The sequence below is a fragment of the Cupriavidus basilensis genome (assembly GCF_000832305.1).
GTDB lineage: Bacteria > Pseudomonadota > Gammaproteobacteria > Burkholderiales > Burkholderiaceae > Cupriavidus > Cupriavidus basilensis_F.
The window spans coordinates 3,654,187-3,680,058 of record NZ_CP010536.1; the positions used below are offsets into that span (position 1 = coordinate 3,654,187).

Consider the following 25,872-nt stretch of genomic DNA (forward strand, 5'->3'; position numbering starts at 1 on the left):
TCACATTTGTATCGAAAAATTTACATTGTTACAGTGGACTAACACTGTACGGGCCGCACGAATCTTAATCTCTGGGCATCCCCAATGTCGTCCTAAAGAGGAGATCGTGATGAGAGACCATAAGTCCGTTTATAGCGCGCTGGCACTTGGCTGCGCCGGCACATTCGGCCTGGCTGCGTGTGGTGGCGGGGGCGATGGCGGCACGCCCCAGGCGTCGCAGGGAACCTTGCAGGTTTCCATGACTGACGCACCCGCCTGCGGCTTCGATCACGTGTTTGTGACCGTCAACAAGGTGCGTGTGAACGGCAACGCCAACGTTGACGAGAACGGCTCGGGCTGGGTGGACATTCCCGTGTCACCGGCACAACGCATCGACCTGCTGTCACTCACCAACGGCGTGCTCGCCACCCTTGGCAAGACAGCGCTGCCTGCTGGCACGTACCAGCAGATCCGATTGCTGCTGACACCAAATGCGGGCAATTCGCTTGCCAATTCCGTCGTTCCTACCGGTGGCACGGAGACCGCGCTGGATACGCCGAGCGCCATCCAGAGCGGGATCAAGATCATCCGGCCTTTTACCGTTGCGCCAGATACGCTCACCGATCTCGTGCTCGATTTCGATGCGTGCAAATCGGTGGTGACGCGCGGCAATGGCGGCTACAACCTGAAGCCGGTGGTCACCGCGCTGCCCGTCGTCGTCAGCGGCAAGGTCACCGGCATGTTGACCGCGGCCGAGGCCGGCGCCCAGGTCTACGCCGAACGCAATGGCGTGGTCGTGAAGGCAACCGTTGCGGACAGCCTGGGCGCATTCACGCTTTCGCCCATCGAGCAGAGCAGCACCAATGGCAATGTCGATGTGGTCATCGTACCGGCCAGCCGCGCAGTTGGCATTGTGCGTAGTGTTCCAGTTGTTGCCGGTGCAAGCACCGTGGTGTCGACGTCAGGCGCCCCCATCGACTTGCCGGCTTCCACGGTCAACACGGTCTCGGGTTCCATGTCGCCGGCCAGCGCGGCTGGCAGCTTGCGCGCGCTGCAACTGACGGGGGGCAACAACTACACAATCGCAAGTGCGACGGCAAACAGCACAACGGGCGCTTACAGCCTGAATTTGCCCACGGCATCGCCATCGGTTGGCACTTACCAGGCAACCTTGCCGATCGCGCTCTTCCCGGATGTCAGCGCGGCCGGAAAGTACACCATCGAAGCAACCAGCGCGAGTGGCACCATCCAGTCGCAGCCCGTAAACGTCGGCGCCGGCAGCGTGACGCAGAATTTCGCGTTCTGACCGAAAACTGCGGCAGAAAGCCGCTTGAATGTGACCGTTCGATATGCAAGGAGAAAGTATGAAAATCATTCTGCTAGTGTGCGCGACAGCCGCTACCCTGTCGGGTTGCGCAGTCTATACGCCAAACGGTGCCGTGGTGGCGCCCGCTGCCGTGGTGGTGGATCCGGGCCCCGGTCCAGGTTTCTGTCCGCCTGGCCAGGCGAAGAAAGGGCGCTGCTAGCAAGCGCGCGGGGCGTGCGCTGCCGCCTGCTGGTGGATGCGCTGGGCGCGCGCTGGCTGGCGCATGTTTGCCGATACGCTGCGCGACGGCGGCGTGGAGGTGGTGCAGGCCCTGCCCATGCGCTCGCTGATGGCGGTGCTCAAAAGCAAGAGCGCGCGCCTCGACCAGCGCAATCACCGCAAGATCATGGCGGTGGACGGCAGCATTGGCTACATCGGCTCGCAAAACGTGATCGATGCCGAGTCGATGCCTGGACTGCCCAATGAAGAACTGGTGGCGCGCGTGACCGGGCCAGCGGCGGCCGCTGCCTACGCGGACCTGCCAAGATATTTGCCGATTGGCGGATTTGTTGCTGTAGATGTGACAACGCGACCCGTGGCTAGGGGTCGCGCCGGTAGTCATGCAAAAGCACGAGGACACCGAGAATCGGCAGGCGCCAGCAGGCTTAACGCGCTTCCACGTACCCCAACACCGTCTCCAGCATCGTCTTCAGCGTGGGCTGAATGCGCGTTGCCCGTGCCTCGTCATAGGCGAAGGGATAGGTCTCGCTCATATAGGCCGACTGCGTCAACTCGAGCTGCACTGCCTGCACGCCCTGCGCCGGCGCCCCGTACTGCCGCGTGATATAGCCGCCCTTGAAGCGCCCGTTAAGCACAGAGGTATAGCCCGGCAACGCGCCCGCGATATCCAGCAACTGGTTGGCCAGCGCGGCGTCGCAGCTGGCGCCATTGGCGGTGCCCAGGTTGAAGTCGGTCAGCTTGCCTTCGAAAAAGCGCGGCAGCACCGAGCGGATCGAATGCGCGTCCCACAGCGCCACGGTACCGTGCTCGGCGCGCAAGCGGGCCAGTTCTTCGGCGAGCGCGCCGTGGTACGGGCGCCAGATGGCGTCGCGGCGCGCGGCGATTTCATCGTCGGCGGGCAGGCCGCTGGCGTCGGCGTAGATCGGCGTCTTGTCGAAGGTATCGACCGGGCACAGGCCGGTGGTGTCCTGGCCGGGGTAGAGATTGGCGTTGTCGGGCGGGCGGTTCAGGTCCACCACGTAGCGCGAGTGGGTGGCCACCAGGATGGAGGCACCGAGCTCGCGCGCGAAATCGTACAGGCGCTCCAGGTGCCAGTCGGTATCGGGCACGGTGCGTGCCTCGGCGGTCAGCCGGTCGGACACGCAGGCCGGCAGGTGGGTGCCGACGTGCGGCATCGACACCAGCATCGGGCGCGTGCCGCGATGCAGGGTGAAAGCGGGGGTATCGGTCGAGAAGGCCATGTTTTCTTGTTTGCTGCTTTGCAACGTAAAGGCGCAGTGCTCATCAACGCGGGCCTGAAGCTTGTCGCGTCAAGCGACAAGCTTCAAGCGTCAGGCCGCGTGGTGCGCCGGGTTTTAGTCAGTCAGCAGGCTTGCGCGCGCAGCGGCAAAGCGCTTGCCAGCATCGGCCTGCAAGGCGTGCAGACCATGCTGCACGCGCATGCGGCCCGCCGTGCGGACTTCCGCTAGTGTCTCATGCCCATGGTTGGCAAACACATGGACTGCCAGCGCCTGGCTGCCCGACAAACCGGAGAGCGCGGGATGCGCCCCGTCCAGCACGACGAAATCCGCCTGCTGCCCGACGGCAATCGCGCCGATATCCCGGCCCGACGCGCGCGCGCCGCCAAAGGCGGCATCGAGGTAAAGGCGGTCCGCCACCTGCCTGTGCGCGTCCGACGCCAGCACATTGCGCTTTTGCAGCGCCAGCCGCTGGCCGTACTCGAACAGCCGCAGCTCTTCCACGACGCTGACGCTGGCGTGGCTGTCCGAGCCGATGCCCCAGACACCGCCTTGCCCCAGGTAGGGCGCGGCATCGAATACCCCATCACCCAGGTTGGCCTCGGTGGTCGGGCAGATGCCGGCCACCGCGCCGCTGTGCGCCAGCCGCCTGCGTTCATCCCAGTCCAGGTGCGTGGCGTGCACCAGGCACCAGCGCGCATCCACCTCGGCATGGTCGAGCAGCCATGCCACCGGGCGTGTGCCCGTGAGCGTGATGCACTCGTCGACCTCGCGCTGCTGCTCGGCGATATGGATGTGCACCGGCGCTGTTGCATCCAGCGCGTGCAGGCCCGCCACGGCGTCGGCAAGGCTCTGCGGCGGCACCGCGCGCAGCGAGTGCGGGGCAAGCCCCAGGCGAGCCTGGCCATGGCATTGCGGGGCCAGCCGGCCAAGCAAGGCGAGCATGGCGTGCGTCTCATGCAGGAAGCGGCGCTGATCCGGCACCGCGGGCTTGTCGCCAAAGCCGGCCGTCTGGTACAGCACCGGCAGCAGCGTGATGCCGATGCCGGCGGTCTGGGCGGCGCGCAGCAGGCGCAGCGACATCTCGGCAGGGTCGGCATAAGGCTTGCCGTGTGTGTCGTGATGCACGTAGTGGAACTCGCAAACGCTGGTGTAGCCCGCGCGCAGCATCTCGATATAGAGCTGCGTGGCGATGGCTTCCAGCGTATCGGGCGAAAGCCGCAGCGCGAAGCGGTACATCAGCTTGCGCCAGCTCCAGAAGGAATCGCTCTGCTGGCCGTCAGCCAGCGTCTCGCTGCGGAACTCAGTCAACCCGGCAAAACCGCGCTGGAACGCGTGCGAATGCAGATTGGGCATGCCCGGCAACAGCGGCCCGGCGGCGCGCGGCACGTCCACGGCGGGTTGCGCGCCGGCCTGCACCGTCGTGAATGCGCCAGCGTCGTCCCAGGCCAGCAGTACATCGCTGGCCCAGCCCGTGGGCAGCAAGGCCTGCGTGGCAAACAGGCTTCCGGCGTTCATGGCCGCACTCCTTGCACTGACGTGGCCGCAGGATAGACCTTGCCCTGGCGCACCACGGCGGCGGCGGGATTGCGCCCGAACCAGTAGGCCAGCTCGGCCGGCGAATCGACATTCCACAGCACGAAATCGGCGGCGCGCCCGGCGGCCAGCAAACCGTGCCGGTCGGCTGCGCCCAGCGCGCGCGCGGCGTGCGTGGTGACGCCTGCCAGCACTTCGGGCACGGTCAGCCTGAACAGGGTGCACGCCATATTCATCATCAGCAGCAGCGAAGTGACGGGTGACGTACCGGGATTGTGATCGGTGGAGATCGCCATCGGCACACCATGCCGGCGCAGCAGGTCGATCGGCGGCAGGTTGGTGTCACGCAGGAAATAGTAGGCACCCGGCAGCAGGACCGCCACCGTGCCCGACCCGGCCATGGCAACGACGCCGGCCTCATCGAGATGTTCCAGGTGATCGGCCGACAGCGCGCGGTAACGCGCCGCCAGCGCGGTGCCACCCAGGTTGCTGAGTTGCTCGGCGTGCAGCTTGACGCGCAAGCCGTGGCGCTCGGCGGCCTGGAAGACGCGCTCGGTCTGCGCCAGGCTGAAGCCCACGGATTCGCAAAAGGCGTCCACCGCATCGATGAGGCCCTCGTCGGCCAGCACGGGCATCATGGTTTCGCACACCAGCGTGATGTAGTCGTCGGCGCGGCCCGCGTATTCCGGCGGCAGCGCGTGCGCGCCAAGAAAGGTGGTATGCACCGTTACGCCGAAGGCATCGCCCAGGCGGCGCGCCACGCGCAGCTGCTTGCGTTCGCTGGCGAGATCCAGGCCGTAGCCAGACTTGATCTCCAGGGTGGTCACACCTTCGGCCAGCAGCGGCGCAAGACGCGCGGCGGCCAGCGCGAACAGCGTGTCTTCATCGGCGGCGCGGGTGGCGCGCACGGTGGAGACGATGCCGCCGCCGGCGCGCGCGATTTCCTCATAGCCTGCGCCGGCCAGGCGCATGGCGAATTCATCGGCACGCTGCCCGCCGTACACCAGGTGGGTGTGGCAGTCGACCAGGCCCGGCGTGATCCAGGCGCTGCCCGCGTCATGGCGCGGCAGCGCTGCGTACGCCTGCGGCAGCTCGGCCTGCATGCCGAGCCACACGATGCGGCCTTGCTGCACGACCAGCGCGGCGTCACGGATGGCCTTGGCGGGATCCCCGTCGGGCAGCAGGTGGCAGCGATGCCAGACGCCATCGGCGGACTTGGCGGATTCAGTGGACGAAGAGATAGCGGCGGCATGCGCCGGGTTCAGGTTCATTGCGGGTTCTCCAACTCCAACTCCAGGGTGACGCACAGGCAAAGCGCGGGCTCCGACATCGCCTGCAGGCGATATGGCACCGCTACGCCTTGGGCAAACAGCATGCCATCGTCGCTGGCCAGCACGGCTTGGCCGCCCTGGCCGGCAATGCCGTGGCGCCATGCCCCCTCAACCACAAACAACAACACCGCATGCGCGCCGGGCGCGATCGTGAATTCGTCGTGCGCCGCGACCACGCTCGCGCGGCACTGGCCGCGCCGCGTCATCACATTGAAGTCGCGCGTGGCGCCATCCAGCAGCGTGGCCTGCACGCCGCGCTCGCCGGCAAAGGCAAAGGGCTCGCCAACGGTATCGAGGCGATGATCGAAGCTGCCATCGTCAGCCAGCAGGCGCACGCCCTCGCCGTCCAGCAGCACGATCTGGCGGTCGATGCCGGGAAAGGCGGAGAACGGCCCATCGGCGGCGATGTCGGCCACGCTCACGCGCCACAGGAATGCGTCCATGCCAGCGCCCGGCGGCCACGCGGCGATCTCGCGGGTAACGCCGCCGCCGTTCTTCCAGGGGTGCGCGGCCAGCGCGCCGAGCGAGAAACGTTCGACGCCGTTCATACGCCTGCCGCCTTTGGCACCATCGGCAGGTTCAGGCCCTTCTCATGGGCGCAGTCGATCGCGCTTTCGTAGCCCGCGTCGGCGTGGCGCATCACGCCGGTGGCCGGGTCGTTCCACAGCACCCGTTCGATGCGCTTGGCGGCAGCATCGGTGCCATCGCAAACGATCACCACGCCAGAATGCTGCGAGAAGCCCATGCCCACACCGCCGCCGTGATGCAGGCTGACCCACGTGGCACCGCCCGCGGTGTTGAGCAGCGCGTTGAGCAGCGGCCAGTCGGACACCGCATCGGAGCCGTCGCGCATGGCTTCGGTCTCGCGGTTGGGGCTGGCAACCGAGCCGCAATCCAGGTGGTCGCGGCCGATCACGATCGGCGCTTTCAACTCGCCGTTCTTCACCATCTCGTTGAACGCCAGGCCCGCGCGGTGGCGCTCGTCCAGCCCCACCCAGCAGATGCGCGCGGGCAGGCCCTGGAAGGCGATGCGATCGCGCGCCATGTCCAGCCAGCGGTGCAGGTGCGCGTCTTCGGGGAACAGTTCCTTCATCTTGGCATCGGTCTTGTAGATGTCCTCGGGGTCGCCCGATAGCGCAACCCAGCGGAACGGGCCCTTGCCGCGGCAAAACAGCGGGCGGATATACGCCGGCACGAACCCCGGGAAATCAAAGGCATTGGCCACGCCTTCGTCAAAGGCGACCTGACGGATGTTGTTGCCGTAGTCCAACGTGGGCACGCCCATCTGCTGGAAGGCCAGCATGGCCTGCACGTGCTTGACGATGGAGGTCTTGGCAGCGGCCTCGACTGATTTGGGATCGGCCGTGCGCGCGGCTTCCCATTGCCCGACGGTCCAGCCCGCCGGCAGGTACCCGTTGACCAGGTCGTGCGCCGAGGTCTGGTCGGTGACGATGTCCGGGCGCATGCCGCCGGCCTGCGCCCGCTTGACCAGCTCCGGCATGATCTCGGCAGCGTTGCCGAGCAGGCCGACTGAGATGGCCTGCTTGTTGCGCGTGGCTTCTTCGATCATGGCCAGCGCTTCGTCGATGCTGGTGGCCTTCTTGTCGACATAGCGCGTGCGCAGGCGGAAGTCGATGCGCGACTCCTGGCACTCGATCGCCAGCACGCACGCGCCGGCCAGCACGCCGGCCAGCGTCTGCGCGCCGCCCATGCCGCCCAGACCTGCCGTGAGGATCCACTTGCCGGTGAGATCGTTGTTGTAGTGCTGGCGACCGGCTTCGACAAAGGTCTCGAAAGTGCCCTGCACGATGCCCTGCGTGCCGATATAGATCCACGAGCCGGCTGTCATCTGGCCGTACATCATCAGGCCAGCGCGGTCCAGCTCGTTGAACTTGTCCCAGGTGGCCCAGTGCGGCACCAGGTTGGAGTTGGCAATCAGCACGCGCGGTGCATCGGCATGGGTGCGAAACACGCCCACCGGCTTGCCGGATTGCACCAGCAGCGACTCTTCCTCGCCCAGGTTGCGCAGGCTGTCGAGAATGGCGTCGAAACACTCCCAGTTGCGCGCCGCCTTGCCGATGCCGCCGTACACCACCAGGTCCTGCGGGCGCTCGGCCACATCGGGGTCCAGGTTGTTCTGGAGCATGCGGTAGGCGGCTTCGATCAGCCAGTTCTTGCAGTGCAGCTCGGTGCCGCGCGGCGCGCGGATCTCGCGCTGGCCACGCAGGGGCGCCGCTTTGGTGAATTGGTGTTCGTTGGCGTTCATGTGGGGTTCTCCTGCCTGTTCAGTTCTGCGGTTCAGCCTGCGTTCGAGAGTGGCGCGCGCATCAAGCCACGCCCACCTGCGACGGCAGCACCTGCCGCACCGCCTCGGGCCAGCCCGCACCCGCGTCACCCTGCTGCACCCACTGCTTCATCGCCTCGATATCCGGCGCGAAGTAGCGGTCGCCTTCCACAAAGGCCACGCGCTCGCGAATGCGTGCGATCTCGCTCTCGATCAGCGGCGAGGACTCCAGCGGGCGGTGGAACTCGATGCCCTGCGCGGCGGCCATGGCTTCGATGCCGACCACCACGGCGGTGTTCTCCGCCATATCGCCCAGGCGGCGCGCGCCGTAGGTGGCCATCGACACATGGTCCTCCTGGTTGGCCGACGTCGGCAAGCTGTCCACGCTGGCAGGATGCGCCAGCGACTTGTTCTCGGAAGCCAACGCGGCGGCAGTGACCTGCGCGATCATGAAGCCCGAATGCAGGCCGCCGTCGCGCACCAGGAACGGCGGCAGGCCGGACAGGCCGGAATCGAGCAGCAGCGCGAGGCGGCGCTCGGAGATCGCGCCGATCTCCGCGATGGCCAGCGCGATGATGTCGGCGGCAAACGCCACCGGCTCGGCGTGGAAGTTGCCGCCCGAGATCACGTCGCCCTGCTCCGGGAACACCAGCGGATTGTCGGACGCGGCGTTGGCTTCGATCTGCAGTACGCGCGCGGCGTGTTGCAGGTTATCCAGGCAGGCGCCCATCACCTGCGGCTGGCAGCGGATGGAGTACGGGTCCTGCACGCGGCCGCAGCTCACGTGCGAGTCCACGATCTTGCTGCCATCGAGCAGCGCGCGCACGGCGCCGGCCACGGCGATCTGGCCGGCCTGGCCGCGCGCGGCGTGGATGCGCGCGTCGAACGGCTTGACCGAGCCCTTGATGGCTTCGAGCGACAGCGCGCCCGCCACCAGCCCGGCAGCGAAGATGTCTTCGGCGGCAAACAGGCCCGCCAGCGCCAGCGCGGTGGAAACCTGCGTGCCGTTGAGCAGCGCCAACCCTTCCTTGGGGCCCAGCGTGAAGGGCGCCAGGCCCGCGTGGGCAAGCCCTTCGGCGGCCGGGCGGCGCACGCCGTCGATCATCACCTCGCCCACGCCAATCAGCGTGCACGACATATGCGCCAGCGGCGCGAGATCGCCCGACGCGCCCACCGAGCCCTTGGCCGGAATGCACGGCGTGACGCCCGCGTTGGTCAGCGCCAGCAGCGCCTCGATGATTTCGGGACGGATGCCGGAATGGCCGCGCGCCAGGCTCACCGCCTTGATCGCCAGGATCAGGCGCACGGTGTCGCTGTGCAGGTCCGCGCCGGTGCCCACGCTGTGCGACAGCACCAGGTTGCGCTGCAACTCCGCCAGCTTGTCATGCGGGATGCGTGTTTGCGCCAGCTTGCCAAAGCCGGTGTTGATGCCGTAGACCACCGCATCTGCGTCGATGATGTCCTGCACGGTGGCCTGGGACGCGCGTACGCCAGCCCACGCGGATGCATCCATCGCCAGGCTCACTTCGCCGCGATGGATGCGGCGCAGGTCGGCCAGCGTGACGGAGCCGGGCTGCAAGGTCAGCAGCGGGCGGGAAGTTTGGTTGGCTTGGGTGGCGCTCATTTGTATGTCCCTGTCTATACAGCCTGGTTCGTGCGTTGGCTGGTGGATCTGAAAAAACTAACGGCCCTTGGCTGGTTCAGCCGAAGGCCGGGTTGCCATCGGCGCGGAATCGGCTGCCTAGGCGGTAGCGGTTGCCTGGGTGCAGGCAACGTACAAAGGTCACGGGAGTGCCGCCCGTCCAAGTGCGGCGGGTCAGCAGCAGGCACGGCTGGGTAGCCGGCATTTCCAGTTGGGCGGCCTGTTCCGCCGTGGCGGAAATGGCATCGACCACGTGTTCGATCTGGTCGTAGGGCACGTGGCGCAGCAGGTACTCGCCAGGCTTCACCGCGTCGGCGGCGGCAAAATCCTGGTTGATGAAGTCCGGCGCGACGCGCGGGTTCACATAGCGGTCTTCGAGCTGCACCGGCACGCCGTCCTCGCGGTGCACGCACACGGAGTGGAACACCGATTCGCCGGTGCGCAGATCCAGCGCGGCCGCTACCTCGATGGAGGCAGCCACGCGTTCCACCACCATGACGTCGCAAGCGTAGTCATGTCCGCGCATGCGGATCTCGTCCTGCAGGTTGACCACGTTGAGCAGCGTCGACTGCGGCTTGTGCTGCGCCACGAAGGTGCCCACGCCGGCCACGCGCACCACCCGGCCCTGCTCGGCCAGCTCGCGCAGCGCGCGGTTCACCGTCATGCGCGACACGCCAAAGCGGGTGACAAGCTCCTGCTCGGAGGGCACACGGTCCCCCGGCTGCCACGCGCGGCTCTGGATATGGCGCGCGATGTAGTCCTTCACCTGCTGGTAGAGCGCGGCGGGCGTGGCATCGGGAACACCCCGGCGGTTGGCGGTGGCAGCTTTCATGGCTTGGTTGGCAACTCAGTGTTCGGCGCAGGCCATGGCCTCGGCGCGGATTTCCTCGGTCAGTACCGCCTTGAGTTCCGAGAACGCCGGCGACGTCTTGATGGTGTAGTGGCGCGGATGAGGAAAGTCCACGTCGATGGTGCGCTTGATGCGGCCCGGGCGCGCCGAGAACACGGCAACGCGGTTGGCCATGAAAATGGCCTCGTCGATATCGTGCGTGACGAACAGCACCGTCTTGCGCGAGGCTTCCCAGATGCCCAGCAGCAGTTCCTGCATCAGCACGCGGGTCTGGTTGTCCAGCGCACCGAAGGGCTCGTCCAGCAGCAGGATCTTGGGGTCGTTGGCCAGCGCCCGGGCAATGGCCGTGCGCTGCTGCATGCCGCCCGAGAGCTGCTTGGGGAAATGATGCTCGAAGCCGCGCAGGCCCACGCGCTGGATAAAGAAGTCGCTGCGCTCGCGCTGGCCGGCCGCGCTCATGCCGCGCTCGCGCAGGCCAAAGCGCACGTTCTGCTCGATGGTCAGCCACGGGAACAGCGTGTACGACTGGAACACCATGCCGCGCTCCGCACCCGGGCCGGTGACTTCCTGCCCGTCGAGCAGCACGCGCCCGGTGGTGGGCGTATCCAGCCCGGCGACGATGCGCAGCAGCGTGGACTTGCCGCAGCCCGAGGGGCCGAGGATGGTGACGAAGTCGTTGTCCGCCACTTCGAAATCGGTCGGCTGCAGGGCCAGGGTCTGGCCGCCGCGCGGATTGACGAAGGTTCGCGAGACCTGCTGGATGGACAGCGCGCTCATTTGATCGAACTCCACGGGAACAGGCGCTGGTTGGCCAGCTTGAAAGCCAGGTCGGAGACCAGGCCGATGCAACCGATCACGATGATGCCGAAGATGATCTGCCCGGTGTTGAGCAGCGCCTGGCTGTCGGTGATCATATGGCCGATGCCGGAGGACGAGCCGATCAGCTCGGCCACGATGACATAGGTCCAGGCCCAGCCCAGCACCAGGCGCAGGATCTCGGCGATCTCAGGCGCGGCGCCCGGGATCAGCACGCGCCGCACGATGCCGCTGCTGTTGGCGCCCAGCGTGTAGGCCGCCTCCACCAGGTCGCGCCGCGCGCCACCCACCGCCACCGCCACCATCAGCACGATCTGGAAGAACGAGCCGATAAAGATCACCAGCACCTTCTGCGCCTCGCCGATGCCGGCCCACAGGATCAGCAGCGGGATGAAGGCCGATGCCGGCAGGTAGCGGCAAAACGAGACGAAGGGCTCGAAGAACGCCTCCGCCGCCTTGTACGCGCCCATGAAGATGCCCAGCGGCACGGCCAGCGCGGCGGCCAGCACGAAGCCGCCCAGCACGCGCCATACCGTCATGCCGATGTCACCGATGAAGTTGTACTCGGTGAATAGCAGCAAGCCTTCATGGGCCATGGTCGCCGGATCGGCCAGGAAGTTGCGCGGCACCATGCCGCCCAGGGTCACCGCCGCCCACGCGGCAAAGAACACCACGAAGAACGACAAGCCCAGCACCCAGCGCGCGCGCTGGGTGACCGGCGCCAGCGGCGCCAGCCAGGGATGCCGGCGCGCGGCCACCGGCGTCACCGCGGCGGGAGCGGGCGTTGTCGCCGCACCCGCGGCGGGCGAACCAATGTGAACCTGCGTCATGGCACCGACCTCGTTACTTGATGAAGCGCGCGTCGTACAGGGCGGTGACGTCCGGCACCTGGCGAATCACGCCGATCTCCAGCAGCACTTGCGCCGCTTCCTTGCTGAAGCTGGCCAGCTCGCCGCCGAAGAATTTACGGTTGGCGTCACGATCCTGCCAGCGCAGGTAGGCGGACGACTTGGCGAACTGCTCGCCGCTTTGCTTGACCGCCGCGCCCATGACGTCGTTCGCCTTGGCCGGGTCCTGCCTGATCATGTCGAGCGCTTCGAAGTAGCTGTCCACCAGCGCTTGCGCGGCCTTGGGATTGTCCTTGAGCCACTTGGGCGCGCAGCCCAGCGTGTCCATCACCATCGGGTAGTCCAGCGTGGTGGCGAGGATCTTGCCCTTGTCCGGGTTCTGGCGCACCGACGACAGGTACGGTTCATACGTCATGGCAGCATCGTTCTGGCCCGCGACGAAAGCCTGCGCGGCGGCTTGCGGCGACAGCGTGGTGGTCTTCACATCCTTCAGGCTCATGCCGTTCTTCTTGAGCATCCAGGCCAGGCCGAAGTAAGGCGCGGTGCCCGGCGCGTCCACGCCGATGGTCTTGCCCTTGAGGTCGGCAAAGCCTTTCACGTCGCCGCGCACGGCCAGGCCGTCGGCGCCGTAGGACTTATCGAGCTGCACGATCTGGGTGATGGGCACGCCGTTGGCATTCCAGGCCACATGGGTCTCGACCGTGGTGGCAGCGCACTGGATGGCACCCGCGGCAAGTGCCAGGTGACGGTCCTTCTGCGGAATCATCTTGATGTCGACGTCGACACCATGCTTCTTGAAGATGCCGGCCTTGTCAGCCAGCGTCAGCGGCGCGAAGCCGGTCCAGCCGCTCATGCCCAGCGTGACCTGTGTGGCTTGCGCTTGCGCGGTGCCTGCGGCACCCAGCGTGGCGACGACTGCTGCTACGGCGACGGCTAGCGACTTACCGCTACGGATACGAAATCCCATCTTCCTGGCTCCTTTGGTGTGATGCGAACGGGGCCGCGCCAGCGCTGGCGGCGGCCGGATCGCCCGGCTCGGGCGGCGCCGTACTTGCAGCGCCGGTCATTTGCCAGGCAATTTAGCAACCCTGTATATACAAGTCAATGCAGTAGTTAACCCGAGGCGAAGGGCAGAACTGGCGTGGCCGGCACTTAGGTGCGGCCGAGCCTGGAACGGCACGAAACGCGCACAAAACGGCGGCGTTACGGGATCAGGCCGGGTGCCCGCCGATGCCCGCTGACGGGGCATCCGGCGCTTGCCGCCTTCGCCTGCGCGCACCAGATCCGCGCACGGTTACGCTGAAAGCATCACTTGCTGTCTATACAGGATCGAGCGGCAACACCAACGCAAACGGTGTGCCACCAGGCGCCACCGGGGCGCCACCAGGATGCGAAAGGAAGGCGCTCCCGGGCGACGCCGAGAGCACCTGTATTCAGGCGTCGAAAAAGGAGGCCACGGTGGGATAGCGCAGCCGCAGGCGCAGCTCGCGTTTGAGACGGGCGTTTTCCAGCCGGCGCGATTCGCTCATGAAGCTGAGCAAGGTTGGCTCCACGGCTTCGCGCAATTGCGCGCGAGCCAGGCGCGGCGGGCGGGGCAGGCCGCGGCGGTCGGCCACCAGGTCGAAGTAATCGGCCATGCGCATTTCCGAATCGTCGCTGGCATGCACCACCCGCTGCGCGCGGCCGCGGAACAGCGACGCCACCATGGTGCGGGCAAGGTCCAGGGCATGGATGTGGTTGGTATAGACATCGTCCTGCGGCACCAGCGCCGGCGTGCCCTTGGCCAGGCGGGCCAGCGGCAGCCGGTCTTCGGCATAAATGCCGGGGATGCGCACGATGGAAGCGCGCCAGCCGGCATGGCGGCCAAAGTCCCGCACGGACTGCTCTGCCGCCACGCGGCGCCGGGCGCGCGCGGTTTGCGGGCGCACCGCCTGCGATTCCGCCAGCCTGGCGCCCCCCCGGTCGCCATACACGCCCGAGGTGCTGGCGTAGACAAACGCTGGCGGCGCAGCGCGTCGGCCGGACCTGCCGTAGCGTCGGTCGGGTAGAATGGCGGGCTTGGCAGACCATCCGCCCGGCCGTGCGGCGGACCGCCGCCAGGCGCCGCGCCGCAAGGCGCGCAGCAGCGCCAGCGTGCGGGGATCGCCCTCGCCGCGCGACGGCGGCGGCGCCAGGTGCAGCACCCTGTCGGCCAGCCCGGCCAGGCGCGCCAGCGTGGCGGGCCGGTCCAGGTCGGCTACCAGCGGCACGGCGCCGTTGTCCCGCAGCTCAGTGCGGCGGGACGGCTGCGAAGTGATGGAAAAGACGCGCCAGCGCGTCGATAGAATACGCAGGCAACGTGTGCCCACATCCCCACAGCCAACGATGAGTAGGCGCGGGCGACCCAGGCGGCGTCGCGACAGATTTTTGCTCATAGAGTTATTATGGCTTATCAAGTTACCGTCATGCCCAGCGGCCGCACATTTGAAGCGGCCGCGGATGAAACCATCCTTACTGCGGCCCTGCGCCACAGCATTGGCCTGCCCTACGGCTGCAAGAACGGCGCATGCGGATCCTGCAAGGGCCGTGTCACCGCTGGCGGCATCGAGCAGGGCGACCATGCGCTTTCCGCGCTGTCCGCGCAGGAAAAGACCGAGGGCCGCGCGCTGTTCTGCTGCGCCAAGCCCACCTCGGACATCACCATCGAGTGCCGCGAGGTGCAAGGCGCCGGCGACATCCCCATCAAGAAGGTGCCGTGCCGCGTCGCCACGCTGGAGCGCGTGGCCGACGACGTCATCGTGACCCGCCTGCAACTGCCCGCCACCGAGCGCATGCAGTTCCTGGCCGGCCAGTATGTCGAGTTCCTGCTGCGCGACGGCAAGCGCCGCAGCTACTCCATCGCCACGCCGCCGCACCAGGAAGGCCCGATCGAGCTGCACATCCGCCATATGCCCGGCGGCACCTTCACCGACTACGTGTTCGGCGCCAGGGAAGGCCAGCCGGCCATGAAGGAGCGCGACATCCTGCGCTTCGAAGGCCCGCTCGGCAGCTTCTTCCTGCGTGAAGACTCCGACAAGCCCATCATCCTGCTGGCCTCCGGCACCGGCTTCGCGCCGATCAAGGCCATCGTCGAGCACGCGGTCTACACCGGCATCACCCGCCCGATGACGCTGTATTGGGGCGGCCGCCGCCCGCGCGATCTCTACATGCATGCGCTGTGCGAGCAATGGGCGCGCGAGCTGCCCAACTTCCGCTACGTGCCGGTGATCTCCAACGCCCAGGACAGCGACGACTGGGACGGCCGCACCGGCTTTGTCCACGAGGCCGTGATGGAAGACCATCCCGACCTGTCCGGCTTCGAGGTCTACGCCTGCGGCGCGCCGGTGATGATCAATGCCGCGCGCAAGGACTTTTCCCTGCGCTGCGACCTGCACGAGGATGCCTTCTTCGCCGACTCGTTCACGTCGGAAGCGGACATGCATCCGGCGGGTTCGGCACCGGCGGCCTGAGCGCCCCGCTGCCCGTTTCCAAGCGACAACAATGCCCGGCTCCGCCAAAATTCGTTTTGACAGCCGGGCGCATGGGCCTTATATTGGCCGCCATGAACTACGCTATCGACAACCGACGCAGCTACCGTACGTCGCTCCCTACCGGGGTGCCTCGCGGCTGACCGTCCATAGCTTCTGTTCAGGTCAACAAGCCACGGGCAATCCCCGTGGCTTTTTGTTTTTCTGCTCTCCTCTCCCCTGTTTCACGCCGACCCCTGGAGTCCGCCATGGCATTTGCTGAGTACCCCGTCCAATCCCTGATGTACATCACCAACCGGCCCGAGCTCGTCTTTACCGAAGGCAAGGGCTCGTGGCTCACGGACCATAACGGCAAGCGATACCTGGACTTCGTGCAGGGCTGGGCGGTCAACTGCCTGGGACACTCCAACCAGGCCATGATCGACGCGCTGGTCGACCAGTCGAAGAAGCTGTTCAACCCCAGCCCGGCGTTCTACAACGAACCCATGCTCAGGCTGGCCAGGCAGCTCACCGATGCCAGCTGCTTTGACAAGGTGTTCTTCGCCAACAGCGGCGCGGAAGCCAACGAAGGCGCGATCAAGCTGGCGCGCAAATGGGGCCGCAAGCACAAGAACGGCGCGTTCGAGATCATCACCATGGACCACAGCTTCCACGGCCGCACGCTCGCCACCATGAGCGCGTCGGGCAAGGCCGGCTGGGACACCATCTTCGCGCCACAGGTGCCGGGCTTCCCCAAGGCCGACCTGAACGACCTGGCCTCGGTCGAAAAGCTGATCAACGACAAGACCGTGGCCATCATGCTGGAGCCGGTGCAGGGCGAAGGCGGCGTGATCCCCGCCTCGCGCGAATTCATGCAAGGCCTGCGCAAGCTGGCCGACCAGCACAAGCTGCTGTTCATCGTCGACGAAGTGCAGACCGGTTGCGGCCGTTGCGGCACCATGTTCGCCTATGAACTGTCGGGCGTGGAGCCGGACATCATGACGCTGGGCAAGGGCATTGGCGGCGGCGTGCCGCTGGCAGCCCTGCTGTGCAAGGCCGAAGTCGCCAGCTTCGAAGCCGGCGACCAGGGCGGCACCTACAACGGCAACCCGGTGATGACGGCCGTTGGCAGCGCCGTGATCTCGCAGCTGACCGCGCCCGGCTTCCTGCAAAGCGTGCAGGACAAAGGCGCCTACCTGCGCGAGCAGCTGCTGGCGCTGACGTCCGAGTTCGGCCTGGGTGGCGAGCGCGGCGAAGGCCTGCTGCGCGCGCTGGTGCTGAACAAGGACATCGGCCCGCAACTGGTGGAAGAAGCGCGCGACATGCAGCCGCAAGGCCTGCTGCTGAATTCGCCGCGCCCCAACCTGCTGCGCTTCATGCCCGCGCTGAACGTGACCATCGAGGAAATCGACCAGATGATCAGCATGCTGCGCACGCTACTGAAAAAGCTGGCCTGAGCCTCGTCCTGAAGCCGGCGCGCCGCCGGCCAGGCAAAAAGAAAAAGCCCCGCAAATCGCTTGCGGGGCTTTTTCCTTGCAGCAAACCACGGCGTCACACAGGCGGCATCACTCGCCCAGATACGCCGCGCGGACCTTCGGATCGTCCAGCATCTGCTTGGCGTCGCCGCTCATGGTGACCAGGCCCGACTCCATCACATAGCCGCGGTGGGCGGCCTGCAGCGCCAGCCGCGCGTTCTGCTCCACCAGCAGCACGGTCACGCCCAGCGCGGAGACGTCGCGCACCACCTCGAAGATCTTCGCGACCATGATCGGCGACAGGCCCATCGAGGGCTCGTCCAGCAGCAGCAGCTTGGGCTGGCTCATCAGCGCGCGCGCCATCGCCAGCATCTGCTGTTCGCCGCCGGACATGGTGCCGGCCAGCTGGTTGGCGCGCTCCTTCAGGCGCGGGAAGATGCCGAACATGCGGTCGATGTCGGCCTTGATGCCGGCCTCGTCGGTGCGCGTGTAGGCGCCCATCTGCAGGTTCTCGGTAATGGTCATGCGCGCAAATACGCCGCGCCCTTCCGGCACCATCGCCAGCCCTTGCTTGAGCAGCGTGTAGCTTGGCACCCCCTTGATGGACTTGCCCATGTACTCCACATCGCCGCCGGCCCATCCCTGCAGGCCGGTGATGGCCTTCATGGTGGTGGTCTTGCCGGCGCCGTTGGCACCGATCAGCGTGACCAGTTCGCCTTCTTTGATCTCGAGGTCGATGCCCTTGACCGCCTGGATGCCGCCGTACGCGACCTTCAGGCCGGATATCTTCAGTAGTGTTTCTTTCATTGTGTCTTTCCCCCGTCAGTGCGCCGGGGTACCGAGGTAAGCCTCGATCACCGCTGGATTGCTCTGGACTTCGTGCGGCAGGCCCTGTGCGATGACCTTGCCGTAGTCGAGCACGGTCAGGCGGTTGCACAGGCCCATCACCAGCTTCACGTCGTGCTCGATCAGCAGGATGGTCTTGCCATCGCTGCGGATCTTGTCGAGCAGGCCGCGCAGTTCCACCTTCTCGGTGGCGTTCATGCCAGCGGCGGGCTCATCGAGCGCCAGCAGCTTGGGCTCGGTGGCCAGCGCCCGCGCGATCTCCAGGCGGCGCTGGTGGCCGTAGGACAGGTTGCGCGAGGTGAAGTGCGCGTACTTGCCGATGCCGACGTACTCCAGCAGGTCATGCGCCCAGTCTTCCACCGAGTGCTCCTCGCGCCGGACCGAAGGCGGGCGGAACACCGCGCCAAAGAGGCCAGCCTTGGTACGCACGTGGCGGCCCACCATCACGTTTTCCAGCGCGGTCATCTCGCCGAACAGGCGGATGTTCTGGAAGGTGCGGGCAATGCCGGCCTTGGCGACTTCGTGCACGGCGGTCGGCTGGTAGGCCTTGCCGCCCAGCACGAACTCGCCGGAGTCCGGTGTGTACAGGCCGGTGATCACGTTGAAGAAGGTGGTCTTGCCGGCCCCGTTGGGACCGATCAGGCCGTAGATTTCGCCCGGCTTGATCTGCAGGCCCACATCGGACAGTGCCTGCAGGCCGCCGAATCGCTTGTTGACCCCCTGTACCGACAGGAGGAGATTCTCGTTACTCATGATGTCCTCCTGGTCAGAAACGGCCAACGCTGCCCGGGCGGCGGATCACCGGCCGGTCTTCCTTGCGCGGCGACGGCCACAGGCCCGCCGGGCGATACAGCATCACACCAACCAGGGCCAGCCCGAACAACAGCTGGCGCAGCACCTCGGCGTCGACGATGGTGTGGCCGAAGATCATGTTCTGCGCCGGCTCCGCCACGGCGCGCAGCAGTTCCTGGAAACCCACCAGCAAGATACCGCCCAGGATCACGCCGGGAATGTGGCCCATGCCACCCAGCACCACGATGGCCAGGATGTAGATGGACTCCCACAGCACAAACGACTCAGGCGACACGAAGCCCTGGAAGGCACCGAACACCGCGCCCGACGCGCCGCCGAACGATGCGCCCATGGCAAAGGCCAGCAGCTTGATGTTGCGGGTGTTGATGCCCATCGCCTTGGCGGCGATCTCGTCTTCGCGGATGGCCACGAAGGCGCGGCCGATGCGCGAGTTCTGCAAGCGCAGGCAGATGAACACGATGGCGATCACCAGCACGACCAGCAGGTAGTAGTACATGAACACCGGCGTGAACTTCAGCCCGAAGATCTCGTGTGACTTGGAGAAATCGAAGCCGAAGATGTGGACCGGGTCCACCGCGGTGATCCCCTTCGGGCCATTGGTGATGTTGAGCGGCCGGTCGAGGTTGTTGAGGAAAATGCGGATGATCTCACCGAAGCCCAGGGTCACGATGGCCAGGTAGTCGCCGCGCAGCTTGAGCGTTGGTGCACCGAGCAGCACACCGAACGTTGCCGCCACCAGCACCGCCAGCGGCAGCACGAACCACATGGAGAGGTGCAGGCCATTGGGGAAAAGCTGGTGGATCCACTCGAACTGGTTGGCCAGGTGGGGCGAGCCCAGCAAGGCCATCATGTAGGCGCCAACCGCATAGAAGGCGATGTACCCGAGGTCGAGCAGGCCGGCAAAGCCCACCACGATGTTCAGGCCTAGCGCCAGCATGATGTAGATCAGCGCGAAGTCGAGCACGCGCACCCAGTAGTTGCCGCCCAGCGTCTGCACCAGGAACGGGGCGCACAGTGCGATGATCAGGAAGCCAAGCAGCGCGGCCATGGTCTTGGCCGGCGTCTTGGTCAGCGGCGCAGCCTGCGCCGCCGGGGATGGAATCGGGGTATTCATGGATTCTCTCTCCTTAGGCGCGTTCGGAAACCCGCTCGCCCATGATGCCGGACGGACGGAATACAAGGACGATGATCAGCACGATGAAGGCGAACACATCCTGGTAGTTGGAGCCAAACACCCCGTTGGTGAGATCGCCGATATAGCCGGCGCCCAACGCCTCGATCAGGCCCAGCAGCATGCCGCCGACCATGGCGCCGGCAAGGTTGCCGATGCCGCCCAGCACCGCGGCGGTGAACGCCTTCAGGCCAGGGATGAAGCCCATGTAGAAGTGCGCATTGCCGTAGTTGGTCGCCATCATCACGCCGGCCAGCGCGGCCAGCGCGGCACCGATCATGAAGGTGGCCGAGATGACGAAGTTCGGGTTCACGCCCATCAGGCCTGCCACCTTCTGGTTCTCGGCGGTGGCGCGCATCGCGCGGCCCAGCTTGGTGCGGTTGACGAGGGTCAGCAGGCCCGCCATGACCATCAGCGCCATGCCGATGATGACGATTTCCTTGCCCGTGATGGTGGCGCCGGTCGAACCGATATCGATCGGCGACGAGGGCAGCAGCTGCGGGAAGGTCAGCGGGTTACGCGACCAGATCATCATCGCCAGGGTCTGCAGGATGATGGACACGCCGATGGCGGTAATCAGCGGGGCTAGCCGGGGCGCGTTGCGCAACGGCCGGTAGGCGACCCGCTCGATGGTGTAGGCCAGCGCGGCGCAAACCGGCATGGCGATCAGCGTGGCAATCACCAGCGTGAGCCACTCCGGCAAGCCGGGGAAGAATTTCTGCAAGCCAAGTATGGCTGACAGGGCGGTCAGCGCGCCGATCATCAGCACATCGCCGTGGGCGAAGTTGATGATCCCGAGAATGCCGTAGACCATGGTGTAGCCGAGTGCGATCAGCGCATAGATGCTGCCGAGCACGAGACCGTTCACGATCTGCTGGATAAAGATATCCATGAAAACTCCTTGCTTCCGTCCAAATTCCCTCGGCATGGTGTGGATGTCGGGGGGACGTTGATATGTGGGTGGTTTGGTAGTGTCGATATTTGCTGGTAAGCGGCCTGCCTACTCCACCCATGGTAAGGATGCTGCACGTATGGCAAGGCTAAAAAAACGGCACCGCAACATACTCGCGGTGCCGTTCGGATGGGCCGGTAAGCCCGGTTTACATCTTCACGACATCAAGGACGGTCTTTTTCTTGTCCTTGTACTCATACAACGTGATGGTGCCTTCCTTCATGTCGCCCTTTTCATCGAAGGCGATGTTGCCGATCAGGCCCTTGTAGTTGGTCTTGGGCATCTCGGCCAGGATGGCCGCCGGCTCGGTCGAGTTGGCGCGTTTCATGGCGTCAACGATGACCATGACGGCGTCATAGGTGAACGGTGCGTAGATCTGCACCGGCGCATTGAAGCGAGCCTGGTAGCGCTTGTCGAAATCCGCGCCTTGTTCCATCTTGGACAGCGCCAGACCGGCTTCCGAGCAGATGATGTTGGACACGGCATCGCCGGCCAGCTCAGCCACCTTGTCGGTACAGACACCATCGCCGCCGACGATCTTGGAGCTGATGCCGAGTTCCTTGGCCTGCTTGGCGAACGGGCCGCCGGTGGCGTCCATGCCGCCATACATGATCACGTCGGGCTTCTTGCCCTTGATCTTGGTCAGAATGGCCTTGAAGTCGGTAGCCTTGTCGTTGGTGGCTTCACGTGCCACCACGTTCACGCCCGAAGCCTTGGCGGTCTTCTCGAACTCGTCGGCCAGGCCCTTGCCGTAGGCAGTGGCATCGTCGACGATGGCCACGCTCTTGGCGTGCAGGCTCTTGGTGGCGTAGTTAGCCAGTGCCGGGCCCTGCTGGGCGTCGGTGGCCACCACGCGGAACGTGGTCTTGAAGCCTTGCTTGGTGTAGTCGGGGTTGGTCGACGACGGCGAGATCTGCACGATGCCGGCATCGCTATAGATCTTGGAGGCCGGAATCGATACGCCCGAGTTCAGGTGGCCAACCACGGCCACGACCTTGGCGTCCACCAGCTTCTGCGCCACGGCGGTGCCCGTCTTCGGGTCGCCTGCGTCGTCTTCGCCAACCAGCTCGAGCTTGATCTTCTTGCCGTTGATCTCCAGGCCGGTCTTGTTGACTTCTTCCACGGCCAGACGGGCGCCGTTCTCGTTGTCCTTGCCAAGGTGAGCGATGCCGCCGGTGAGCGGTGCCGCATGGCCGATCTTTACTACGACATCGCCACTGCCTGCTGCCGGCGCGGTGGCCGCGGCAGGAGCCGATGCTGCCGCATCAGCGGGCTTTTCTTCTTTCTTGCCACAAGCAGTAACCAGCGCCACTGCGGCTGCGATCGGCAGAATCTTGGCAAACGTGATTTGCATGAGTGATCTCCTAGGATTCACATGATCAGGGTAAACCAACGCCCCCCGGACGCTTCCCTGAACCGCCTTAGTTTAGTTTCAATTTGAAACGCGCGAATTGTATTCCCTTTTTATACGGATGCAATATGCGACGCAACAACCTGAAGGATTAACCCACCAAATGAGCTAGGGAATTTCCCCAATGCACATATTGGGGCAATTCCCTCCCACATGAAGGCTAGCCGTTGATACTAACAAGATTCGTGCCTGCCGCTTGCCACAGGTTGGCTTTGCAGCCCTTAAGTCACTTGCGGGGTCGCGTATTAAATAGGTGTTTCATTTAATATCGACAGTCTCATTCAAATACAACGCGCGAGTGCGCCGGCACCATAATAGGGAAATCCCCAATTACAGGGATTTCCCTTATTTGTCTTTTAAATCAGACAAGCACGAGGCGGTTCGCGCCGGATTTGTGCATTATCCAAGGGATAACAGGCAATATGGAGCGCCATATATTGGTGCAACCCCGGCGAGAGAATGGTGCGCAACGGCGTGCAACCTGCGCGAGGAAGGTGCGCCGCCGCACAGACACGGCGGCGCAAAAAGCAACGGCCCGCTAGAGCGGGCCGTTTTGCCAGACGGTCGGGTAACGCGGGCGGATCAGGCGGATGTGGCCTGTTGCAGCCCCCGCGGCAAGGGGAACGACATCTTCTCCTCGATCCCTTCCAGCGCGCGCACGTTGCGCGCCCCCAGAAGGTGCAGGCGCGCGACGATGGCCTGTGCCAGCGCCTCAGGGGCGGAGGCGCCGGCGGTCAGGCCGATGCGGCGCTTGCCCGCGATCCATTCCGGCTGGAGCTGATCGGGTGAATCGATCATGTAGGCCGGCACGCCCAGGCGCTCCGCGAGCTCGCGCAAGCGGTTGGAATTGGAGCTGTTGGGGCTGCCCACCACGATCACCACCTCCACCTGGGGCGCCATGAACTTCACGGCATCCTGGCGGTTCTGGGTGGCGTAGCAGATGTCCTGCTTCTTGGGCTCGCGGATCCGCGGGAAGCGCGCCTTGAGCGCGGCGACGATCTCCAGCGTTTCGTCCACCGACAACGTGGTCTGGGTCACGAATGCCAGGCGCTCGGGATCCGCTACGCACAGCTTGGCGACATCCTCGGAAGACTCGACCAGCAGCATGCCGCCCTCGGCCTGCCCCATGGTGCCCTCGACTTCAGGGTGACCCTTGTGGCCGATCATGATGATCTCGCAACCCTCGGTGCGCATCTTGCCGACTTCCACGTGCACCTTGGTCACCAGCGGGCAGGTAGCGTCGAAAACGTTCAGGCCGCGCACGGTGGCGTCCGCGCGCACTTCCTTGGATACGCCGTGGGCGCTGAAGATCACGGTCGAGCCTGGCGGCACTTCCTCGAGCTCCTGCACGAAGACTGCGCCCTTGCGGCGCAGGTCTTCCACCACATAGGCGTTGTGGACGATTTCGTGGCGCACGTAAATCGGCGCGCCGTAGCGTGCAAGGGCGCGCTCGACGATCTCGATGGCGCGATCCACGCCAGCGCAAAAGCCGCGCGGCTGCGCCATCAGGATCTCGGCATCGGGGGCTGTGGTGGGTTCAGACATGCAAGGATTCGACTCAAGGGTGCCGGCACGAGGCCCGGCCGGTGGTCTGCTTAGAGAATGCCGATCAGCTGGACATCGAACAGGATGGTCTGTCCTGCCAGCGGGTGGTTGAAATCGAACAGCGCCGACGTCGTGCCGATCTCCTTGAGCACACCGGCGTACTTACCGCCGCCGGGCGCATTGAACTCAACCAGATCGCCCGGCGCGTAGTCCTCTTCAAATGAAGAGTTCTCGCGCAGCGTCGCCAGCGATACCCGTTGCAGCAGATCGGGGTTGCGCGGGCCAAAAGCGTGCTCCGGCGCCAGCCGGTAAGTCATGCGCTCGCCCTCCGGCATGCCCAGCAGCGCCTGCTCCAGGGTAGGCGCGAACTGGCCTTGCCCCAGCAGCAGCGTGGCCGGCTTCTCCGCGAAGGTACTGACGATCTCAGTGCCATTCTCCATGGAGATGCTGTAGTGAAGGGTCAGGAAGGAGTCCGCCTGCACGGTCTTGCGGCGATCCGCGGCGCCGTCCCCATCCTTCGGGCCGGAAGCAAAAGTTTGCAAAGTCATAGGTGCTCAACCAGTCAATAACCCGTATTGTAAGCGACTCGACCGAGCGCCGCCTTGTCCTCGGTGCCATTGTTCCGAGGGGATCGTGCCATGCGCATTACGGATTGGCCCAGCAGCGAGCGGCCACGCGAAAAACTGCTGAGCAGCGGGGCCGCTTCGCTCTCGGACGCCGAACTGCTCGCCGTGTTCCTGCGCGTGGGCGTAGCCGGAAAAAGTGCCGTTGACGTCGCCCGTGAGCTGCTGAACGATTTCGGCACGCTCAGCAGCCTGTTTGCGGCGGACGCCGGGCAACTGGCACGCGTCAAAGGCGTTGGCAGCGCCAAGTACACACAGTTGCAGGCGGCCCGCGAGCTGACCCGGCGCGCGCTGGGCGAGCAACTGCAATTGCCCGGGGCGCTGGATTCCCCAACGGCGGTGCGCGACTACCTGCGCCTGTCACTGGCGGGACTGACTTACGAGGCGTTCCTGTGCCTGTTCCTGGACGCGCGCAACCGCCTGCTCGCCAGCGAGGAGCTGTTTCGCGGCACGCTGACCCAGACCAGCGTCTATCCGCGCGAAGTTGCCCGCAAGGCACTTGCCTATAACGCTGCGGCAGTCATCGTCGCGCACAACCACCCGTCGGGAAACACCACGCCCAGCGCCTCCGATCTCACCATGACCCGCTCGCTGTCGCGCTCCCTGGCCCTGATCGACGTGCAAGTTCTTGACCATTTCATCGTCGCAGGTAGTAACATCCACTCCTTCGCCGAACACGGCCAGCTGTGATGCAAGATGCGATGCGCGTTGTGATGCGCACCGCACGGATGCACACCCCTGAACGGTAAACGAGGGAAAGCATTGATTCACCAGTGCCTTCCAGGCTATAATGCTCGTTTGCTGAAGTCTCAACCGCTGCAGTCCGGGCCAGCGCGCCTTTTGTTGATCTGTTGCGAACATTGTCCACGTAGAAGAGTTAGGAGTGCTTCATGGCACGCGTCTGTCAAGTGACCGGGAAAGCGCCGATGGTCGGCAACAACGTTTCCCACGCAAACAACAAGACCAAGCGTCGTTTTCTGCCCAATCTGCAGAATCGTCGTTTCTTTGTTGAATCGGAAAACCGCTGGGTGAGCCTGCGCGTCTCGAACGCCGGCCTGCGCCTGATCGACAAGAAAGGCATCGACACCGTGCTCGTGGATCTGCGCGCACGTGGCGAAGTCTAATTAGGAGCACATCATGGCCAGCAAGGGCGGACGCGATAAAATCAAGTTGGAGTCGACTGCAGGTACGGGTCACTTCTACACGACCACCAAGAACAAGCGCACGATGCCGGAAAAGATGGAGATCATGAAGTTCGATCCCGTCGCCCGCAAGCACGTGTCGTACAAGGAAACCAAGATCAAGTAATTGATCCTGTCTTCCGCATGCCGATCGCGCGGCATGTCTGCAGAAACCCCGCTCACGCGGGGTTTTTGCTTTTTCGGGCAGCATACGCCGCATTGCGCAGCCAACGCCTCTCACCCCCCGGCTCACGCATGGCTTGCCTGCCCACGCAAGCCCGCTGGCGGTGTACACTTTCC

At 65.3% G+C, this 25,872-nt stretch carries 25 protein-coding genes; 6 read left to right on the plus strand and 19 right to left on the minus strand.

Annotated features, from left to right (window positions below):
- Positions 1-109 precede the first annotated feature (109 nt).
- Complete coding sequence (locus RR42_RS16890; protein WP_052494677.1) at positions 110-1,285, plus strand: DUF4382 domain-containing protein; 1,176 nt, start codon at positions 110-112, stop codon at positions 1,283-1,285.
- Positions 1,286-1,501: 216 nt separating this feature from the next.
- Here the strand turns inward: RR42_RS16890 and RR42_RS40455 are convergent, their stop codons facing one another.
- From RR42_RS40455 to RR42_RS16945, 12 genes are all read right to left on the minus strand, one after another.
- Positions 1,502-1,654, minus strand: coding sequence for a hypothetical protein (locus tag RR42_RS40455; RefSeq protein ID WP_158408290.1), 153 nt, complete (start codon positions 1,652-1,654; stop codon positions 1,502-1,504).
- Between the two features lie 296 nt (positions 1,655-1,950).
- Complete coding sequence (hutG, locus tag RR42_RS16895; protein WP_043349223.1) at positions 1,951-2,766, minus strand: N-formylglutamate deformylase; 816 nt, start codon at positions 2,764-2,766, stop codon at positions 1,951-1,953.
- 114 nt (positions 2,767-2,880) lie between these two features.
- Complete coding sequence (locus RR42_RS16900) at positions 2,881-4,281, minus strand: formimidoylglutamate deiminase (RefSeq protein ID WP_043349227.1); 1,401 nt, start codon at positions 4,279-4,281, stop codon at positions 2,881-2,883.
- Positions 4,278-5,570, minus strand: coding sequence for an imidazolonepropionase (gene hutI / locus RR42_RS16905; protein ID WP_052494678.1), 1,293 nt, complete (start codon positions 5,568-5,570; stop codon positions 4,278-4,280). The genes RR42_RS16900 and hutI overlap by 4 nt, the downstream gene beginning before the upstream one ends.
- The gene (locus RR42_RS16910) at positions 5,567-6,178 is read right to left on the minus strand and encodes a HutD family protein (RefSeq protein WP_043349229.1); all 612 of its coding nucleotides are present in this window, start codon (positions 6,176-6,178) and stop codon (positions 5,567-5,569) included. The genes hutI and RR42_RS16910 overlap by 4 nt, the downstream gene beginning before the upstream one ends.
- A complete protein-coding gene (gene hutU, locus RR42_RS16915; RefSeq protein ID WP_052494679.1) occupies positions 6,175-7,896 on the minus strand; it encodes a urocanate hydratase in 1,722 nt (573 codons plus the stop codon). The genes RR42_RS16910 and hutU overlap by 4 nt, the downstream gene beginning before the upstream one ends.
- A 61-nt stretch (positions 7,897-7,957) precedes the next feature.
- Complete coding sequence (gene hutH, locus RR42_RS16920; protein WP_043349232.1) at positions 7,958-9,538, minus strand: histidine ammonia-lyase; 1,581 nt, start codon at positions 9,536-9,538, stop codon at positions 7,958-7,960.
- Between the two features lie 76 nt (positions 9,539-9,614).
- A complete protein-coding gene (gene hutC, locus RR42_RS16925) occupies positions 9,615-10,388 on the minus strand; it encodes a histidine utilization repressor (protein ID WP_043349236.1) in 774 nt (257 codons plus the stop codon).
- A gap of 15 nt (positions 10,389-10,403) precedes the next feature.
- On the minus strand, positions 10,404-11,183 hold the full coding sequence (locus tag RR42_RS16930) for an ABC transporter ATP-binding protein (RefSeq protein ID WP_043349239.1): 780 nt from the start codon (positions 11,181-11,183) through the stop codon (positions 10,404-10,406).
- Positions 11,180-12,052, minus strand: coding sequence for an ABC transporter permease (locus RR42_RS16935; protein WP_043349242.1), 873 nt, complete (start codon positions 12,050-12,052; stop codon positions 11,180-11,182). The genes RR42_RS16930 and RR42_RS16935 overlap by 4 nt, the downstream gene beginning before the upstream one ends.
- A 13-nt stretch (positions 12,053-12,065) precedes the next feature.
- Complete coding sequence (locus RR42_RS16940) at positions 12,066-13,037, minus strand: ABC transporter substrate-binding protein (protein ID WP_043349244.1); 972 nt, start codon at positions 13,035-13,037, stop codon at positions 12,066-12,068.
- A 466-nt stretch (positions 13,038-13,503) separates the two neighbouring features.
- The gene (locus tag RR42_RS16945; protein WP_043349246.1) at positions 13,504-14,484 is read right to left on the minus strand and encodes an NAD-dependent epimerase/dehydratase family protein; all 981 of its coding nucleotides are present in this window, start codon (positions 14,482-14,484) and stop codon (positions 13,504-13,506) included.
- Positions 14,485-14,493: 9 nt separating this feature from the next.
- Here RR42_RS16945 and RR42_RS16950 point away from each other — a divergent pair, with 9 nt between their 5' ends.
- Together RR42_RS16950 and RR42_RS16955 are read left to right on the plus strand one after the other, a co-directional pair.
- Entirely contained in the window at positions 14,494-15,558 is a 1,065-nt protein-coding gene (locus RR42_RS16950) for a CDP-6-deoxy-delta-3,4-glucoseen reductase (RefSeq protein ID WP_043349249.1), read from the plus strand.
- Between the two features lie 266 nt (positions 15,559-15,824).
- Complete coding sequence (locus RR42_RS16955; RefSeq protein WP_043349251.1) at positions 15,825-17,012, plus strand: acetylornithine transaminase; 1,188 nt, start codon at positions 15,825-15,827, stop codon at positions 17,010-17,012.
- Positions 17,013-17,120: 108 nt separating this feature from the next.
- Here RR42_RS16955 and RR42_RS16960 read toward each other — a convergent pair whose 3' ends face one another.
- The 7 genes from RR42_RS16960 to RR42_RS16990 form a co-directional block, all read right to left on the minus strand.
- A complete protein-coding gene (locus RR42_RS16960) occupies positions 17,121-17,837 on the minus strand; it encodes an ABC transporter ATP-binding protein (RefSeq protein ID WP_043349255.1) in 717 nt (238 codons plus the stop codon).
- A gap of 15 nt (positions 17,838-17,852) precedes the next feature.
- Positions 17,853-18,629: an ABC transporter ATP-binding protein gene (locus RR42_RS16965; RefSeq protein ID WP_043349258.1), complete on the minus strand. Its 777-nt coding sequence runs from the start codon at positions 18,627-18,629 to the stop codon at positions 17,853-17,855.
- Positions 18,630-18,642: 13 nt separating this feature from the next.
- Positions 18,643-19,803, minus strand: coding sequence for an ABC transporter permease subunit (locus tag RR42_RS16970; protein WP_043349262.1), 1,161 nt, complete (start codon positions 19,801-19,803; stop codon positions 18,643-18,645).
- Between the two features lie 13 nt (positions 19,804-19,816).
- Positions 19,817-20,752, minus strand: coding sequence for a branched-chain amino acid ABC transporter permease (locus tag RR42_RS16975; protein WP_043349266.1), 936 nt, complete (start codon positions 20,750-20,752; stop codon positions 19,817-19,819).
- A 208-nt stretch (positions 20,753-20,960) separates the two neighbouring features.
- The gene (locus tag RR42_RS16980; protein WP_043349269.1) at positions 20,961-22,166 is read right to left on the minus strand and encodes a branched-chain amino acid ABC transporter substrate-binding protein; all 1,206 of its coding nucleotides are present in this window, start codon (positions 22,164-22,166) and stop codon (positions 20,961-20,963) included.
- Between the two features lie 639 nt (positions 22,167-22,805).
- Entirely contained in the window at positions 22,806-23,768 is a 963-nt protein-coding gene (gene ispH / locus RR42_RS16985) for a 4-hydroxy-3-methylbut-2-enyl diphosphate reductase (protein WP_043349272.1), read from the minus strand.
- 50 nt (positions 23,769-23,818) lie between these two features.
- Entirely contained in the window at positions 23,819-24,316 is a 498-nt protein-coding gene (locus RR42_RS16990) for an FKBP-type peptidyl-prolyl cis-trans isomerase (RefSeq protein WP_043349275.1), read from the minus strand.
- 90 nt (positions 24,317-24,406) lie between these two features.
- On the opposite strand from RR42_RS16990, the gene radC reads away from it, so the two are divergent.
- The 3 genes from radC (at position 24,407) to rpmG (ending at position 25,699) form a co-directional block, all read left to right on the plus strand.
- Entirely contained in the window at positions 24,407-25,081 is a 675-nt protein-coding gene (gene radC, locus RR42_RS16995) for a RadC family protein (RefSeq protein ID WP_043349278.1), read from the plus strand.
- 200 nt (positions 25,082-25,281) lie between these two features.
- A complete protein-coding gene (gene rpmB / locus RR42_RS17000; protein ID WP_006157507.1) occupies positions 25,282-25,515 on the plus strand; it encodes a 50S ribosomal protein L28 in 234 nt (77 codons plus the stop codon).
- Between the two features lie 13 nt (positions 25,516-25,528).
- Positions 25,529-25,699, plus strand: coding sequence for a 50S ribosomal protein L33 (gene rpmG, locus RR42_RS17005; protein WP_006157508.1), 171 nt, complete (start codon positions 25,529-25,531; stop codon positions 25,697-25,699).
- Positions 25,700-25,872: the final 173 nt, after the last annotated feature.